10 protein-coding genes and 2 pseudogenes are annotated in these 16,195 nt (G+C 63.0%); 8 read left to right on the top strand and 4 right to left on the bottom strand.

Translation table 11 applies throughout. The features are described from left to right. Positions 1 to 56 precede the first annotated feature (56 nt). Both ACYQOP_RS07710 and ACYQOP_RS07705 read left to right on the top strand, forming a co-directional pair. A complete protein-coding gene (locus tag ACYQOP_RS07710; protein ID WP_461221966.1) occupies positions 57 to 2,753 on the top strand; it encodes a PAS domain-containing protein in 2,697 nt (898 codons plus the stop codon). A 12-nt stretch (positions 2,754 to 2,765) separates the two neighbouring features. Beyond that, positions 2,766 to 3,209 (top strand): annotated as a pseudogene (locus ACYQOP_RS07705) (IS6 family transposase); the annotation flags it as partial. Between the two features lie 274 nt (positions 3,210 to 3,483). Here ACYQOP_RS07705 and ACYQOP_RS07700 read toward each other — a convergent pair. Then, on the bottom strand, positions 3,484 to 6,183 hold the full coding sequence (locus tag ACYQOP_RS07700) for an excinuclease ABC subunit UvrA (protein ID WP_461221965.1): 2,700 nt from the start codon (positions 6,181 to 6,183) through the stop codon (positions 3,484 to 3,486). 338 nt (positions 6,184 to 6,521) lie between these two features. After that, a complete protein-coding gene (locus ACYQOP_RS07695) occupies positions 6,522 to 7,682 on the bottom strand; it encodes a helix-turn-helix domain-containing protein (protein ID WP_461221964.1) in 1,161 nt (386 codons plus the stop codon). Between the two features lie 311 nt (positions 7,683 to 7,993). Here ACYQOP_RS07695 and ACYQOP_RS07690 point away from each other — a divergent pair, with 311 nt between their 5' ends. The 5 genes from ACYQOP_RS07690 (at position 7,994) to ACYQOP_RS07670 (ending at position 12,469) form a co-directional block, all read left to right on the top strand. After that, entirely contained in the window at positions 7,994 to 8,707 is a 714-nt protein-coding gene (locus ACYQOP_RS07690) for a Crp/Fnr family transcriptional regulator (RefSeq protein WP_461221963.1), read from the top strand. A gap of 1 nt (position 8,708) precedes the next feature. Further along, positions 8,709 to 8,966, top strand: a complete 258-nt coding sequence (locus ACYQOP_RS07685; RefSeq protein ID WP_461221962.1) for a DUF6894 family protein — start codon at positions 8,709 to 8,711, stop codon at positions 8,964 to 8,966. A gap of 417 nt (positions 8,967 to 9,383) precedes the next feature. Then, positions 9,384 to 10,214, top strand: coding sequence for a chromate resistance protein ChrB domain-containing protein (locus tag ACYQOP_RS07680; RefSeq protein ID WP_461221961.1), 831 nt, complete (start codon positions 9,384 to 9,386; stop codon positions 10,212 to 10,214). Between the two features lies 1 nt (position 10,215). Further along, a complete protein-coding gene (chrA, locus tag ACYQOP_RS07675; RefSeq protein ID WP_461221960.1) occupies positions 10,216 to 11,628 on the top strand; it encodes a chromate efflux transporter in 1,413 nt (470 codons plus the stop codon). A gap of 34 nt (positions 11,629 to 11,662) precedes the next feature. After that, a complete protein-coding gene (locus ACYQOP_RS07670) occupies positions 11,663 to 12,469 on the top strand; it encodes a sulfurtransferase (RefSeq protein WP_461221959.1) in 807 nt (268 codons plus the stop codon). A gap of 581 nt (positions 12,470 to 13,050) precedes the next feature. On the opposite strand, the pseudogene ACYQOP_RS07665 reads toward ACYQOP_RS07670, so the two are convergent. Continuing rightward, positions 13,051 to 13,300, bottom strand: a pseudogene (locus tag ACYQOP_RS07665) (hypothetical protein). A gap of 709 nt (positions 13,301 to 14,009) precedes the next feature. Between ACYQOP_RS07665 and ACYQOP_RS07660 the strand changes: the two are divergent. Continuing rightward, positions 14,010 to 14,528 (top strand): Ros/MucR family transcriptional regulator, encoded by a 519-nt coding sequence (locus ACYQOP_RS07660; protein ID WP_461221958.1) that lies wholly within the window; start codon positions 14,010 to 14,012, stop codon positions 14,526 to 14,528. A gap of 679 nt (positions 14,529 to 15,207) precedes the next feature. On the opposite strand, the gene ACYQOP_RS07655 is transcribed toward ACYQOP_RS07660, so the two are convergent. Further along, entirely contained in the window at positions 15,208 to 16,095 is an 888-nt protein-coding gene (locus ACYQOP_RS07655) for a Crp/Fnr family transcriptional regulator (protein WP_461221957.1), read from the bottom strand. Between the last annotated feature and the right edge of the window lie 100 nt (positions 16,096 to 16,195).

Raw genomic sequence — 16,195 nt, 5'->3', positions numbered from 1 at the left:
ATTGGCACCATGTCACGGTGGAAAACCGTGACATGTTTGGCTAAGCCACTAATCTGATGGACGAGACTTCTCAGCCGCCGGTCCCATGGGCGACTCCAGAGCAACTCAAGAGTGATCGGGCCAGGATCACATCGGAGATAGACGGGACCGATGGGGGCATCGATCCGTTTCCCGCTGCCGTGCGCGCCACGCGCATGCCGATGGTCATCACGAACCCACGCCTGCCTGACAATCCGATCATCTTCGTCAACGCCTCATTCTGTCGTCTGACCGGCTACAATCGAGACGAGATCGTCGGTCGCAACTGCCGCTTCCTGCAAGGGCCCGAGACCGATCCGGCGACCGCGGCACGCATCAAAGCAGCCATAGCCGTACCGCAGGCCATCGAGATCGACGTCCGCAACCACCGCAAGAACGGCACAACGTTCTGGAACCGGCTGTTGATGGCGCCGGTCAACGATGCCAACGGCCAGCTCGCCTATTTCTTCGCCAGCCAGCTCGACGTGACAGTTGAGCGAGAGCGGTTGGCGACCCTGGAGGATGAGAACGCCGCCCTGACGGCCGAGCGGCGCGCCAACCGTGAACGGCTCGAATTCAGCGAGCAATCGCATCAACTCGCCATCGAGGCCGCCGAGATCGGCACGTGGGACCTCGACCTGTTTACCGACACGCTCACGTGGTCAGATCGCACGAAAGCAATGTTCGGCATCTCCCCGAACGTCTCCGCCGATATGGCGGACTTTTACGCCGGTCTGCATCCTAACGACCACGACGCCACCGCTGCCGCCTTCGCCTCGGCCCTCGATCCCATGCGGCGCACAACGTACGACGTTGAATACCGCACAATCAGCAAGGAGGACGGAACCGTGCGTTGGGTCGCGGCCAAGGGTCGAGGCATATTCGACGAGACCGGGCAATGCGTGCGGGCGCTGGGTACAGCGATCGACATTACGGCCCGGCAGCAGGCGGACGAAGCCGTGCGTGCAAACGAAGCCCGCCTCCGCTTCCTCGATAACCTAGGCGGAGAGACCGCAAACAGCACGGATGCCGACGCCATCTTGGCGACGACTACACGGATGGTAGCTGAGCATCTGGCCCTCTCGAACTGCGCCTATGCCGACATGGATCCGGACGAAGATGGGTTCACCATCCGCGGCAACTGGGCGGCAGAGGGCTCGCCGACCATCGTCGGCCATTACAAACTCGCTGATTTCGGCAAGCTCCCGGTACGCAATCTGAGTGCCGGCGAGCCGCTGATCATCAACGACAACCTGTCAGAGCTGGCGCCGGAGGAGGCCGCAACCTTCCAGGCCATCGGCATCACAGCCACGATCTGCATGCCGCTGATCAAGGAGGGTCGCCTCACCGCCCTCATGGCAATCCATGACCGTGTCCCCCGCGTCTGGACTGCCTATGATCTAGACCTCATCCGCGAAGTGACGGGGCGCTGCTGGGCCCACATCGAACGGGTTCGCGCGGACGCAGCCGTGAGTGAGGCGGTGGCTGCGCTTGCCACCCTGAACGCGACCCTTGAGGAGCAGGTCACCGCGCGCACTGACGAGTTGATGCGCGCCGAGGAAGCCCTTCGCCAATCCCATAAAATGGAAGCCGTTGGTCAGCTTACAGGCGGCCTGGCCCACGACTTCAACAACCTGCTGGCGGGCATCTCCGGCTCGCTGGAGCTGATGCAGACGCGCCTGCAGCAAGGCCGGTTCAACGATGTCGAGCGCTACATGGCGGCGGCACAGGGAGCCGCAAAGCGCGCCGCTGCGCTGACGCACCGCCTGCTTGCCTTCTCGCGACGCCAGACCCTCGACCCGAGGCCTACTGACGTGAATCGGCTCGCTACGGGCATGCACGAGCTGATCCAGCGCACTGTCGGACCCGGCATCCCGGTCGAGGTGGTCGGCGTGACCAATTGCTGGCCTGCCTTGGTGGACCCGCCGCAGCTTGAGAACGCCTTGCTCAACTTGTGCATCAATGCCCGCGATGCGATGCCGGATGGTGGAACCATCACCATCGAGACCGCCAACAAGTGGATGGATGAACGCGGGGCACGCCAGCACGACATGCCGGAAGGCCAGTACCTCAGCCTCGCCGTGACCGACACCGGGACCGGCATGCCGCCGGAGGTGATCGCACGGGTGTTCGAGCCGTTTTTCACCACCAAACCCATTGGTGAGGGTACGGGCTTGGGCCTGTCAATGATCTACGGCTTCGCGCAGCAATCGGGTGGGCAGGTACGCATCTACTCCGAAGTCGGACAGGGAACGACCGTGTGCATCTACCTGCCGCGCCACTACGGAGCCGTCGAGGACGAGACGGCAGCCGAGGGTATCTCCGACTTGCCCCGCTCCGAGCAGGGCGAGACCGTGCTGGTGGTGGACGATGAGCCGACCGTACGCATGCTGATTACCGACATCCTCGAAGATCTCGGCTATGCGGCTATCGAGGCTGGTGATAGCGCGACGGGCCTCAAGGTGCTGCAATCGGACGTGCGCATCGACCTGCTGGTGACGGATGTGGGCCTGCCCGGCGGCATGAATGGGCGGCAGATGGCGGACGCAGCGCGCACGCACCGCCCTAACCTCAAAGTGCTGTTCATCACCGGCTACGCGGAGAACGCGATCCTCGGCAACGGGACGTTTCCACCGGGGATGGCGGTGCTGACCAAGCCATTTGCAATGGACAACATGGCTGCGCGCATTCGTTCGATGATCGAGGGTAGCAAGGAGCAGGCCCGTCGCGCGTAGCCCTATGTCCGATATGGGGCCGTCGACAAGCACGGCAATCCGGTCGACTTCCTCCTCACCGCCAACCGCGATCTCGACGCCGCCAAGCGGTTCTTCCGCAAGATGCTGCAGGATCAGCCCCTCCTCGCCCCCGACCGGATCGGCACGGATGGCGCCGGCACGTATCCGCCGGCCATCACCGAGAGCCGGAAGGCAGGCCTGCTGCCAAGTACTCCGATTCACTACGTCACCAAGCACCTCCAACAGGGGATCGAGAGCGACCACTTCCGGGTGAAGCGGTCGATGCCGCGAGTGGGCGGCTTCCGCTCGTTCAACACAGCGCGGTGCACGATCCAGGGGTTCGAAGCCATGCTCTGGCTGCGCAAGGGCTTCGGCTTCGCCGGCGCGTGGACGGTGCGTGAGCAGAACCAGCTGCTCGCACTCTGCTTCGGGCTTCCCCAGGCGAACAAAGGGTGAAAGCGAGACGGTAGGGGGCGTTCGGCGCCTCAGATCAGAGTTTGCGACACGCCCCTCTTTCGAGGTCGAGGACGAGGATGCCGGGCATGTGCTGACGGTGCCGTTCAGCGACATCGTTCCCCAGGAGGACGACGAGCAGACGGCCTGATTGGCAATGTCCGCTTCAGCCATGAGGCGGCCGATAGCAGACAGGCAGAAATCCACCCAACCCAGTTGTCCAACGCTGCTTCCTGAGAGCCTAAGATCGGACGTTTTCAGGTTCATCAAAGGGTCATCAGGGATGCTGCGGTAGCGGGCCTTTGCCTTCGTAGGCATCAAGCTCGTCCCGCAGATACGGGGCCGTGCGGCTGGCCTGCGCTTTGGCCACCACCTCGGGACGGCCGGCCACCATCACAGCGCCACCCAAGTTTCCGGCGCCGGGCCCCACGTCGATGACGTGATCGGCCGCTGCGACAACGCGCATGTCGTGCTCGACCATGACGACCGCGTTGCCTGCATCGACCAAGCCGTTGAGCTGGAGCATGAGGCGATCCACGTCGGTCGGGTGCAACCCGGTCGTCGGCTCGTCGAGGACGTAGAGCGTGCCCCCGCGCTGGCCTCTCTGCAGCTCGGTCGCGAGCTTGATGCGCTGGGCCTCACCGCCGGAGAGTTCGGTCGCCGGCTGGCCCAGGCGCAGGTAGCCGAGACCGAGATCCTGCAGCACGGCGAGCGGCCGCAGCACGGACGGCTCGTCCGCGAAAGCTAAACAGGCGCGATCGACGGTGAGCCCGAGCACGTCCGCGATCGTCAGCCCGTTCCAAGTGACCTCCAGCGTCTCCGGCGCGTAGCGGGAGCCGTGGCAGGTCGGGCAGGGAGCGTAGACGCTCGGCATGAATAGGAGTTCGACGCTGACGAACCCCTCGCCCTCGCAGGCCGGGCAGCGGCCCTTGGCGACGTTGAAGGAGAAGCGGCCGGCATCGTAGCGGCGCCTGCGCGCCTCGGGCGTGGCGGCGAACAGTTTCCGGACGGCGTCGAACAGGCCCGTATAGGTCGCAAGATTCGAGCGGGGAGTGCGCCCGATCGGCTTCTGATCGACCTTCACCAAACGCCGGACCCCGTCCATGCCGCCGACGATGCGGCCCTCGGTCGGGCCCGGCGCGTCGTCGAGCGGGTCCTCCGGCTCGTCGTCGGTCTCGATAGGCCGTCCAAGCCGGTCGCCGACGAGTTCGAGCAGGGCTTGGGAAACGAGGCTCGACTTGCCGGATCCGGAGATGCCGGTCACGGCGGTGAGACATCCTAGAGGGAACGCGGCCGAGACGCCGCGCAGATTGTTGCGGAAGATTCCCTCCAGGCGCAGCCATCCCGAGGGCTCGCGGCGCGGACGCCGCGGCGGTTCGACCAACCCAAACAGGTGCAGGCGCGTGCGCGACGCCTCCACACCGCGCAAACCCTCCGGCGGCCCACTGTAGAGTACGGTGCCCCCGTGCTCGCCCGCCGCCGGGCCGACATCGACCAGCCAGTCGGCGCGGCGCATCGTGCCGATGTCGTGCTCGACGACGAACAGCGAATTGCCCGAGGCGAGCAGCCCAGCGAGCGCCTCGTGCATGGCATCCCCGTCGGCGGGGTGCAGTCCGGCTGTGGGCTCGTCGAGCACGTAGGCCACGCCGAAGAGCTGCGAGCGGAGCTGGGTGGCAAGGCGCAGGCGTTGCAGTTCGCCCGACGACAGGGTCGTGGTGACCCGGTCCAGCGACAGGTAGCCGAGGCCCAAATCCGTCAGCGTTCCGATCCGACCGACGAGGTCGGCGGCGAGACGCTGGGCGGCAAGGCGCTTCTCGATAGAAAGGTTCGGCGTCACGCGCACGTCCGGCGCACCCGCATGGGCCGACGCCCCGGAGGCAGCGCGCCGGGCGCGATCCCGCTGGCCCGCTTCGCGGTCGAGGACCTTCTGGGCGGCATCGTTGGCAGAGTGGTCGTCGGGCAGCCTGTCCTCGGCCGCCGGCCGCATCGCCTCGGCGAGCTCGGAGAGCGGCATGCGCGACAGCTCACCGATATCCAAACCCGCGAAGGTGACCGAAAGCGCCTCGGGCTTCAGGCGCTTGCCTTGGCATGCCGGGCAATCCTCGCTCACGAGGTAGCGCGCGGCGCGGCGGCGCATGAGGGCGCTCTGCGAGGTGGTGAAGGTGCCGAGCACGTGACGACGGGCACTCGTGAACGTGCCCATGTAGCTCGGGTCCAGGCGCCGCCGGCGAGCTGCCTGCGTCTGCTCCGGGGAGAGCCCGGCATAGACCGGCTCCTGCGGCTGGTCGTCCGTGAACAGGATCCAGTCCCTGAGTGCCCTCGGCAGCTCCTTCCAGGGCGTGTCGACGTCGACGCCCCGGCTGACCAAGATGTCCCGCAGGTTCTGCCCGCCCCAGGCCTGCGGCCAGGCCGCGACGGCCCGCTCACGGATCGTCAGCGAGGGGTCAGGCACCATGGAGGCTTCGGTTGCCTGGTAGATCCGTCCGAGCCCGCCGCAGGACGGGCAGGCGCCCTGGGGCGTGTTGGGCGAGAAATCCTCCGCGTAGAGCATCGGCTGGCCCGCCGGGTAGGTGCCGGCGCGCGAGTACATCATCCGCACAAGGCTCGACAGGGTGGTGACGCTGCCGACCGAGGAGCGGGCGCTGGGCGTGCCGCGCTGCTGCTGGAGGGCGACAGCCGGGGGAAGCCCCTCGATGGCATCGACGTCGGGCACCCCGACCTGATCGATCATCCGCCGCGCGTAGGGGGCGACAGACTCGAAGTAGCGCCGCTGGGCCTCGGCGTAGAGCGTGCCGAAGGCGAGCGAGGACTTGCCGGAGCCGGAGACGCCGGAGAACACCACGAGAGCGTCGCGCGGCAACTCTACGTCGACGTTGCGCAGGTTGTGCTCCCTCGCGCCCTTCACCGTGACGTAGCCCGGCCGTCCCGCGCCGGCCCGAGCAATCCTGACCGGTTCTCGGGGCTTCGCCTGATCCATGAAACCTCCCCACGACGCGTCCTCTCTCGCAGGACGCCGAACGTTGCCGCGCCGAGTAGATGTTCAGGAGCGCGGGAGCTACCCCTCGCGGGACACCGTCGGCAGGCTGGAGCCGACTTCCCGAGCCACAAAATGGATGTTCCGGAAGGGCTCAGAGGTGCGCAGGCCGCCTGTTCGGCTGTGCGCCATGAGCGGAAGTTGGCCGCCCGCCCTGAAGCAGACGTTCCGCATTCGACCCGACCTCGCCGTAGCAGCGGTTTCTCAGCGTGCCCTGTAGCGGACGTTCGCGGAGGCTTGCGAATCCCTCATGGCAACTCGTGCCATTTTACGGGCGGGCATCACGCAGCGGAGCGGCGCCCCAGGTGCAGATAGTTCGGTTTGAACGAGGCCATTTTCTTCAGCCGCGGAAGGTCCAAAACCGTCAGGCGTCCGCCCTTGAATGTGATCAGTTCCTCCCGCCGCATCGCCTGCAAGGTGCGGTTCACATGAACCGTCGTAAGCCCGGTTGTGCTGCCGAGTACGGTCTGTGTCAGCGGCAGGACGCAGCTGTCCTCGACGGCATGGCCAACTGCCTTCATGCGCGTCAGAAGCTCGCAAAACAGATGCGCCATTCGTGACAAAGCGGAACGGCAATTGATGTTGACGAGCCATTCTCGCAATGTCGCCTCGTCCACGAGCTTGGACATGCGCAGAGCCCGGGCGATGCCGGGGTGGTCCCGCATCAGCTCCGCGATTGTCTCAGGTGTGATGTGAACGATCCGGCATGACGAGACAGTGGTAATGGTGTGATCCATCCTGTCCAGCAGAGCCACATCGAGGTCGCAGATATCGCCCGGTAGCAGGTAGGCCATGATCGGGCTCTCACCATCCGACTGGTGCTTCTGGCGGCAGACGAAGCCGTCCATGACGAGGAACACACCATCGGGTTTGTCGCCCTCGCGCACGAGAGCGGTATGCGCGGGAACGTTGCGGGGTTTCGCGCTGATCCGCTCCAGCACCGCCCGCTCCGCATCCGATAAGGTCGCGAGGCTCTCCAGCTTGCGAACGAAGGGATTGCCGCTGCTTACGGGCGTAAGCGGTTGTTCTGGCGTGATTTGCGGGCGGCTCGCGGGTGCAATCGTCGCCACAGGGGACGAGAGGGACAACTGATCACACATCGCCACCACATCCTCGGCCAAGGCCGGTTTGCTCAGCCAGGGTACGCCTTGGCAGTCAGGGACGAACGATCTATCCGGCCGGCAAGCCGAGTGGACGAGGAACGAAATCCCCCGCTGGCGCAGCTCGCGAGCCAGTTCAGTGCAGGCCCCATCCTTCAGCACGACGTCGATGATCGCCAGTGTTGGCGTCTCACGCATGAGGCTGGATAGCGTCTCGGCTCCCGTCGCAAAGGGCCCGAGCACGCGGTAGCCCTTCTGTTCCAACGTGTCGCTGAGGTCCATGGCCACCGAGGCATCAGCTTCGGCAAGCAGGACGGCGGGCGGCCGGGCTATGAGTTCCATGCAAGGCTCCATAATGATAATCCGCCTGGCCTGTCCGGGGCGCGGGGCTGTATATCCGAAGCTGTAAACTTGAAATATTCGCTTAGTAAATGTCCGCATTTGCCGGGTGCGATACCGAACTTTCTGAATGTGCGCTACCGTAACCCTGGATGATCTGTACCAGACATAGCACTAAATCATATGCCGCAGGGCAATTATGTTGAAAATTACTGTTTTTTATTTTATATCGATCTCATCGCCTGCTGGAAATATCCGAGCGTAGGCGGCTGAGAGACGATGTGCTCTTGCTCCAAAATGGAGAGCAAGAGCCCATGGCTTACGTTCAACAATCCGCTGTTCGCAATCGCCTGCTGAAGGCCATGTCCGCCGAGGACTTTGCCCGGCTTCAGACGCAGCTGGAGCCCCTGGATCTGCCGGCAGGGCAGTCTCTGACCAAACCCAACGCCCGCACTGACCACCTGTACTTCATGGAAGCTGGGATCGCCTCGATCACGGCCGAGGGCACGAACGGCCGGGTCGAGGTAGGGATCATCGGCTGTGAGGGCGTGGTGGGTGCCACGCCCGTGCTACTCGGCGCGGACCGTATTCCGTATGACCACTTCGTCCAACTGCCGGGAAGCGCCCTGCGCATCCGCGCTGATGTCGTGAGCGCGGCCGTGGATGAGAGCCCATCCTTACGCAAGCTCCTCCTGCGCTACATCCTGACCGAGATGGTCCAGGTGCGGCAGACGGCATTCCTCAACGCAACCTTTGAGATCGAGGCGCGCCTCGCACGCTGGCTCCTGATGTGCCACGACCGGACGGACGGCGACGATCTTCTGCTCAAGCACGAGTTCCTGTCGATGATGCTGGGTGTCCGGCGGTCCGGCGTGACCTTGGCCATGCAGCAGCTCGAAGGCGCAGGGCGCATCCGGGCCAAGCGCGGGCGCGTCACCGTGCTCAACCGCGAGCTTCTGGAGGAGGTGGCGGATGGCGCCTACGGTACGCCGGAGGCGGAATATGCTCGCTTGATCGAGGGAGCGTGACATGTCCCGCTACTTCTTCAATCTGCGCTATGGTCCCCGCCTGGGCAAACTGACACTTGACCCGGAGGGGGATGAACTCGCCGACGATGAGGCGGCACGTCAGCATGCGTTGCAGATCGCCCGTGACCTGGTCGCCGGGCCACCTTCGTTTGCCGTACGAGATTGGTTTGCCTGCTCTTTCGAGGTCGAGGACGAGGATGCCCAGCATGTGCTGACGGTGCCGTTCAGCGACATCGTTCCCGCGGAGGTGGACGAGTAGACGGCCTGATCAGCAAGGCCTGCTTCAGCCATGAGGCGGCTGATAGCTGACAGGCAGAAATCCACCCAACCCAGTCGTATAGGGGACTGGCGGGTCCCGACCCAACCACGCCGTAGCGAGCAATCCATGCAATCCCAGAAATCGGACGTAAGTCCCTTGGTTTGAGGAATTGCCAGCGACTCCCGCGAAGCTTGCGGGTCTCATCGACCCTCCGCTCATTAAAAGTGGCTAAGTCGTTGTGTCCGCCAAGACAGCAGACGGATACCACTCAGGGGGCAGGGATGAGAAAGATCCTTCCTTGTCCGTGGCTTGACATTAGGCACCCTAGGCATTGAATAAGCGCATCGGGATGCGGTCTCCCGACGAGGCCTCGGCCGAAGCATCGCGTCCAACCTGCATGTCTTGCAAGGACGCGCCATGGCCCTGCCCAACACGATTTCTGTCGAGAAGCTTGCACGTCTCATTGGCACCCCGGCATGCCCGGTCCTGGTGGACGTGCGTCCCTTCGGCGACTTTCAAGCCGACCCGCGCTTAATCCCCGGCGCAAAGCCAAGGATCTGGGACAGGGTCGCAGAATGGGGACATACCCTTCATGGGCGCTCCGTCGTCGTAATATGCCGGGATGGCCATGGGCAAAGCCAAGGGGTCGCCGCCTGGCTCAGGACCCAAGGTGTGGCCGCTGAGACGCTGGAAGGCGGGGTCTCAGATTGGGCGGCTGCGGACCAGCCCATGGTACCCACCGACAAGCTCCAGAACCGAGACGCGCAGTGTCGGACGGTCTGGGTGACCCGGTCGCGCCCAAAGGTCGATCGTATCGCCTGCCCTTGGCTGATCCGCCGCTTCGTCGATCCAGACGCGGTGTTCCTCTTCGTGCCACCCTCCGAGGTCTTGGACGTAGCCAAGCGCTTTGACGGCGAGCCGTTCGACATCGACGGTGCCGGAGTGTTCTGGAGCCACCGTGGCGAACTCTGCACCTTTGACGTGATGGTGCAGGAATTGGGGCTGGCGAGCGAACCGCTGCTGCACTTGGCAACTTTGGTTCGGGGGGCTGATACGGGTCGCCCCGACCTCGCTCCCGAGGCGGCCGGGCTCCTCGCCGCCTCGCTCGGTCTGTCGCGGATCTTCGCCGACGACCTGGAGCAGCTCGACGCGGGCATGCTTCTCTACGACGCCTTCTACCGCTGGTGCCGGGACGCCTCGGACGAGACCCACGATTGGCCGACCAACAAGCCTAAGGCGAGGTTCTGACATGGCAGGAGCCACCCTCGACCACGCCACCGCACGACGCACGAATGCCTCCGCCACGCCAGCCTCGGTCACCCTGCGCGAGGCCGTGCCGATCTGGGCGCGCATCGCCTCCCTCTCCTTCGGCGGACCGGCCGGGCAGATCGCCGTAATGCATCGCATCCTCGTCGAGGAGCGGCGCTGGATCTCCGAGAACCGGTTCCTTCACGCTCTTAACTTCTGCACCCTTCTGCCGGGGCCCGAAGCCCAGCAGTTGGCGACTTACGTCGGCTGGCTCATGCACGGCACCCGCGGCGGTCTCGTCGCCGGTGGCCTGTTTGTGCTGCCCGGTGTGATCGCGATCATGGCCCTGAGCTGGATCTACGCCCTCTACGGCAACGTCGGGCTCGTGGCCGGCCTGTTCTTCGGGCTCAAGGCTGCCGTGCTGGCCATTGTCGCCCAGGCCGTACTGCGCATCGGTCGCCGGGCCCTCAAGAGCCGGACCATGGTCGGGCTGGCGGCCGCGTCTTTCGTGGGCATCTTCTTCTTCGACGTGCCGTTCCCGATCATCGTCCTGACGGCGGGCGTCATCGGCTACTTCGGCGGCCGTGCCGGCCTGCCGCAGTTCCGGACCGGCGGAGGGCATGGCGCGTCAGGAAAGGCGGCTGGAGGCCCCTATCTCCTCGGCGACGACGAGCTTCCGCAGGAGCGAGCTGCGCACGGGCATACCCTGCGGACGCTAGCGACCTGGGGGACTCTTTGGCTTGTGCCGGCCCTTTCGGTCCTAGCGTTGCTCGGGCCTAGCAACGTGTTCGGCCAGATCGCGGTGTTCTTCTCGCAGATGGCGATCGTGACGTTCGGCGGAGCTTACGCCGTCCTGGCCTACGTCGCCCAGCAGGCGGTCGACCACTACGGTTGGCTCCGACCTGGCGAGATGCTGGATGGTCTCGGCATGGCCGAGACGACGCCGGGGCCCTTGATCATGGTCACCCAGTTCGTGGGCTTCATGGCCGCGTTCCGCAATCCAGGCACTCTCCCACCGCTGCTGGCCGGGACGCTCGGGGGGCTGCTGACGACCTGGGTCACCTTCGCGCCCTGCTTCCTCTGGATCTTCCTCGGTGCGCCATACATCGAACGTCTACGTGGCAACCTTGCACTGACCGGCGCACTCTCAGCCATCACCGCGGCGGTGGTTGGCGTGATCCTGAACCTAGCCGTCTGGTTCGCTCTTCACACCGTCTTTGCCAATGTCCAGGCGTTTGCAGCCGGCCCCATTCGGTTCAACCTTCCTGTGCTGGCAAGCGTCGACCCCTGGGCACTGCTGCTGGCGGCAGCTGCCCTCATCGCGGTGTTCCGCTTCAACACCAGCGTCCTCCTGACGCTGACGGCATGTGCGACTGCCGGTATCGTTCTTCGCCTCTCGGGCGTCGGCCTATAAATTACGCTATCCGCCCTCCAGCCCTGGTTCTCCGATGCCGCACCGCTCCCTTCTCGACCCTGCTGAACTCAAAGCGGACACGTGGGCGGTTCTCGATGCGCGGGCGGATGAAGCGTATCGCGCCGGACATTGGCCAGGGGCCATTTACGTGCCGGTGGCGGCCTGGGAGGCCGCTGCCAGACAAGCCGACACGGGCTTGGACAATACGGATCATTGGCATGGCTTGATTGGGGAGCTCGGCATCGACGGCACGCGATCCGTTGCCGTCTATGACGACGGTCGCCTCACCGAGGCGGCCCGCGTCTGGTTCGTCCTTCAGCATTTCGGGGTTCCTGCCGCCGTCGTCGACGGTGGTTGGCCGCTCTTAAGCGCGCAGCCCGATCTTACGGTCGAGACAAGCCCTGCAAAGCCAATGGCTCCCAGCTTTCTTGGTGGGATAGGAGCTGAGCAGGTCGGGCTTGTGACGCGTGAGGATGTACGAGGAAGACTCAGCTCGGACACCCGCATCTTCGATGCGCGGACGGCAGCCGAGTTTGCGGGCGAGGAACTGCGGAGGAACGCACGCGGCGGCCACCTACCAGGTGCCAGACGCGTAGGTCACGCCGATCTGATCGGACCGGACGGCCGCCTCAAAGCCTCAAACGAGATCCGTATGATGCTATCGGAGGCTGGCTTCAAGCCTGGCGACCGGATCATCACTCACTGTGACGGGGGCGGACGCGCAGCACTCGCGGCGCTGGCGGCGGTTGAGGCTGGCTTCCCGAAGGTGGACGCCTACTACCTCAGCTTCTCGGACTGGGCAAAGGACGAGAGTTGCCCAATCATCAAAGGAGACGCATAGGTCCCCCGTCGGATCAGCGAGAAGTACGGCGAGCACATGTTATGCACTGAGAACGAGACGAAGGGGGCCGGGTGGAGGGCGCCGCGGAGTTGAGCGTCCCGAAGCCGTAGATTAGGAAGGAAAGAGAAGTAACGGTAAATTCGAACTTTGACGGGCTTGACTTAACCTTGGAGGGGTCAACCCACTGTGACAGGATCGGGCATGCCTTACACTGTAGAAATTACCTTAGCCGATCCCCCTTCCCCGACCGGTGGGGCCGAAACGCAGATGTACCCCCTGCCTGAGACGTTCGACACAATAGCGGATGCTAAGGAAGCAGCCGTGGGTCACATTGTGGGGCTGGGCCGCGATCCCAAAGCTGTGCTGTATATCGTGATGGACCAGAACGGTCTTACTGTTATGACAAGCCTAGAGATATCACAGTGACAGCTTTCGCTTAACACCCGTCTTTCGGAAAATCACCTCGTCTGTCCTAAGATGCGCGGAATAGCACCAGAACAATCAGTGTAAGAACAACGGATATAAAGATCGAACCGAGACAGCCGAGCCGGCTAGAAAAGAAAAAGAGCATAGCTTGTCCCTTAAATTTTAGTCAGCCGCTTCGTATTAGTAGCCACGTGTTCACGATAACGGACAATCACGGTCTCAGGCGAGCCGCCGAGCATCAACGTGTTCGTCGCCTCGATAGCTGCGCTGATTTTTTTCCGAAACCATCGAGTGAGCCTCATCACGAGCCTCCTGGCCTCCCCATCCAAGCCTAACGAGCCGAGGCTCAATGACCTTCTGCGCTTCAAAAGCCAGCATTAGGGACGATAGGAAAGGATTGTACACGGCATACTCCGCACTACGGTATCGCAGCGGAGGTCCAACGTAGGGCATCCTTGGAACGATCCCGAGTATGAGAGATGTCTGGACTCAAGAGGGCTGCCGGTAGGGCTTGGAAGGCCGAGAAGCTAAGCTCGCATCCTTGGGCACACGAGGGCGATCTTTCGCAGTGCTAACGCCTCTCAGTCGGACCTCGCCAGCCTTCAGGTTGATGCGCTCAACCGAACGAGCGCCCAGTGAACCAGCATACCGCGGCACAGCCCCCCCCCGGGTCACGAACGGCGGCCGCTTCAATCGCCTTGTCGATCGCATCCGCTAGGACCGCATAGATATGGTCGCTTCCGTTGGGCTGCCCGACTGCGATCAAGTAAGCGAACAAAGGTGGCTTTTTCGACATGGTCTCCTTCGATGCCGTGCGCGGAGACTAGCAGGAAGCTCCTACGAAGACGAGAAGGATACAGCGGACTGGGACGAGCGGTAGTCCCTCGGTAATCTCGTCACTAGGGTGGGGGATGGGTTGTGCATTTCCGTGAAGGCAAAGCACCGGGCGGAAGTTCTCTTCGCCCTACAATGCCCTTGCGAGAGATCGGATCGGCGCTGCGTATTTCAAAATGGTGATATATCAATACTGTGCTCGTTTATTGCTCGCTAAGTGTGTTGTAATCGGAACCGACAGTGCCCTATAGGTTTTTCCTTCGCCCTCAGGGAGCATGCCATGCTCGACAGCATCCAAGATTTTCAGTCAAATTACATCGAACTTACGGCCGACATCGTCGCCGCCTACGTCTCCAACAACTCAGTTCCGGTAAGCGCATTGCCCGAACTGCTGAGCAACGTGCATGCTGCCGTCAGCGGTCTTGCGACGGGTGAAAACGGCGCAGTAGCCGAGGATAAGATCGGGAAGCTGACGCCGGCCCAGATCAAAAAGTCCATCACACAGGACGCGCTGATCAGCTTCGAGGACGGCAAGAGCTACAAGACACTGAGGCGGCACCTGACGCTCCGTGGTCTGAGCCCGGAGGCCTATAGGGCAAAGTACGGTCTGCCCGCTGACTACCCGATGACCGCGCCCAACTACTCGGCGCAGCGCTCGGCACTTGCTCGGTCGCTTGGCCTAGGGCAGGTGCGAAAAGCGCCTCCCGCCGCCCAGGAGCAGCCAATCGCTCAGGAGACCGCTCCGGCTCCTGAGAAGCCCAAGAAGGCGGGTCGGCCTCGGAAGACCGCCGCAGCTTGATAGACACCCATGGGCGACGGCTAGGTCGTCCTGAGCGCACTTACGCCCGATAGGGGAGGCGGGCTCAGCCCCGCCGCCCCGAACTGCTCACGGGGCCGGCGGGGTCTTGAGGCGATCCGAGCTTACCCGGCGCCGTAGCCACCCTTTTCGTTGGTTGGGTGGTTGCTCGGGGAATGATCGTCATACCCTCCGGTCGAGGGACCCTTATCCGCAGAAGGCTCTACCGAGCGTGGTCCCGTTGGACCTGCGTCGGCAAGGCCGGCCGGTTCCATGGCCTTTCCTACGGGTTTCAATGGTAGCGGAGTTTTGGGTTCGCCTTGGGCAACGTTGTCGGCCATTGGTTTCGCTCCCTGTTTCGATTTCAACGGAAGGGAGATGGACGTGTTCCTGTAAACGTATCGCCTCGGTAGGATGCGGTGTGAAACCGACCGGGTTGAACCGGCCTTAAGTCATCTCAAATGATCCGCACCTCGCCCGGTTTCAGCTTCATCCGAGCTACGCTGATGGCACCAAGCGTGCCGACATAGCGGGGCGACCTGCTCGGCTCTTGCGCCTACGCCATAGGCACCGAGACGATGTCTGCTTCCATGGATTGCCGACCGGAAGCGGACCGGCAGAGATCCACCCAAACAAGACGACAGTCCTATCAGCAGGATTGTCAGAAATCCAATCGTTTTACTTACATCAAAGCATCACTCGATTTTGGGGGAAGGCTATGGAAGTGACGCTCTAAGCGCTTAAGCTGAACTGACATGAGGTCGTCACTCTCAAAGGCGCACCGGTCGCCTGGCTCGGCACCGCTCATGCGCAACGGCAGATCGCCGGAAGCCGAACTGTTTCTGCCTTTGCTCAGGTGCAGATAGTGGTCATCGAACTCTGCTAAGGCTTTGAGCTTTTTCCATTCTAGGATACTTAGACGCCCCTTTTTGAGTTCGATAAGCCGTCTGCGCCGTAGTTCTTGCAGCAAGCGATTGATGTGCACGCACGACATGCCGGCAAGGTCGGCAAGATCAGCCTGCTTCAGGGGTAGGTCGTAGCTCTGCCCGTGAGCCCACCCCACGGTCTGATAGCGAAGGTACAACTCACAGAAGAGATGCGCCAACCGTTCGAGAGAGCTGCGGCTTCCAACGTTCAGCAGCCATTCGTGCAGCGTCGCCCGATCTACTAGGGTGCTCAGGCGCAAACCGCGAGCGATGTTTGAGTGCTGTTGCAGTCTCTGGATCGTCTCTGGGCTAAGCCAAACGACACGGCAGATGGAGCATGTGCCGATGGAGCGATCCATCTTGGATCGAAGGGGAGCATCAAGATTGCCTAGATCACCAGGGATGAGGAGCGCCGTGATCTGGCGGCGGCCATTCTTCCGCTGTTTGTAACAATAGGCCAAGCCCTCCATGATCAAGAAAGCACCCAACGCTTCGGCGCCTTCCTCAACAAGCATGGTTCGCTGCTCGATCCTCCTGCCAGCTTCGCTGATCTCCTGCAAGAGTGTTCGCTCGGCATCGGAGAGGCGAACGAAGCTTTCGATTTTGTGGATCAAAGGGTTCAGCGGACGGGTGCCAAACGGCATTGTCGTCTCCTTTGGATGCACAAAGCCTCTTATGGCTTCATATTTGTGCGACCGAATGAACGACACATTTGTAAGTGAGTCAAATCAATACACAGTACCG

It is taken from the genome of Methylobacterium sp. CM6247, from assembly GCF_054817925.1.
Note: the sequence above shows the minus strand (reverse complement) of the source record. Positions and strands in the feature narration are given on the sequence as shown.

What these genes read in the sequence shown, in the direction of transcription:
- ACYQOP_RS07690 (WP_461221963.1), top strand. Translation starts at nt 7,994, where the DNA reads ATGGCTTACGTTCAACAATCCGCTGTTCGCAATCGCCTGCTGAAGGCC.
- ACYQOP_RS07660 (WP_461221958.1), top strand. Translation starts at nt 14,010, where the DNA reads ATGCTCGACAGCATCCAAGATTTTCAGTCAAATTACATCGAACTTACG.
- ACYQOP_RS07700 (WP_461221965.1), bottom strand. Translation starts at nt 6,183, where the DNA reads ATGGATCAGGCGAAGCCCCGAGAACCGGTCAGGATTGCTCGGGCCGGC.
- ACYQOP_RS07685 (WP_461221962.1), top strand. Translation starts at nt 8,709, where the DNA reads ATGTCCCGCTACTTCTTCAATCTGCGCTATGGTCCCCGCCTGGGCAAA.
- ACYQOP_RS07655 (WP_461221957.1), bottom strand. Translation starts at nt 16,095, where the DNA reads ATGCCGTTTGGCACCCGTCCGCTGAACCCTTTGATCCACAAAATCGAA.
- ACYQOP_RS07680 (WP_461221961.1), top strand. Translation starts at nt 9,384, where the DNA reads ATGGCCCTGCCCAACACGATTTCTGTCGAGAAGCTTGCACGTCTCATT.
- ACYQOP_RS07670 (WP_461221959.1), top strand. Translation starts at nt 11,663, where the DNA reads ATGCCGCACCGCTCCCTTCTCGACCCTGCTGAACTCAAAGCGGACACG.
- chrA (WP_461221960.1), top strand. Translation starts at nt 10,216, where the DNA reads ATGGCAGGAGCCACCCTCGACCACGCCACCGCACGACGCACGAATGCC.
- ACYQOP_RS07710 (WP_461221966.1), top strand. Translation starts at nt 57, where the DNA reads ATGGACGAGACTTCTCAGCCGCCGGTCCCATGGGCGACTCCAGAGCAA.
- ACYQOP_RS07695 (WP_461221964.1), bottom strand. Translation starts at nt 7,682, where the DNA reads ATGGAACTCATAGCCCGGCCGCCCGCCGTCCTGCTTGCCGAAGCTGAT.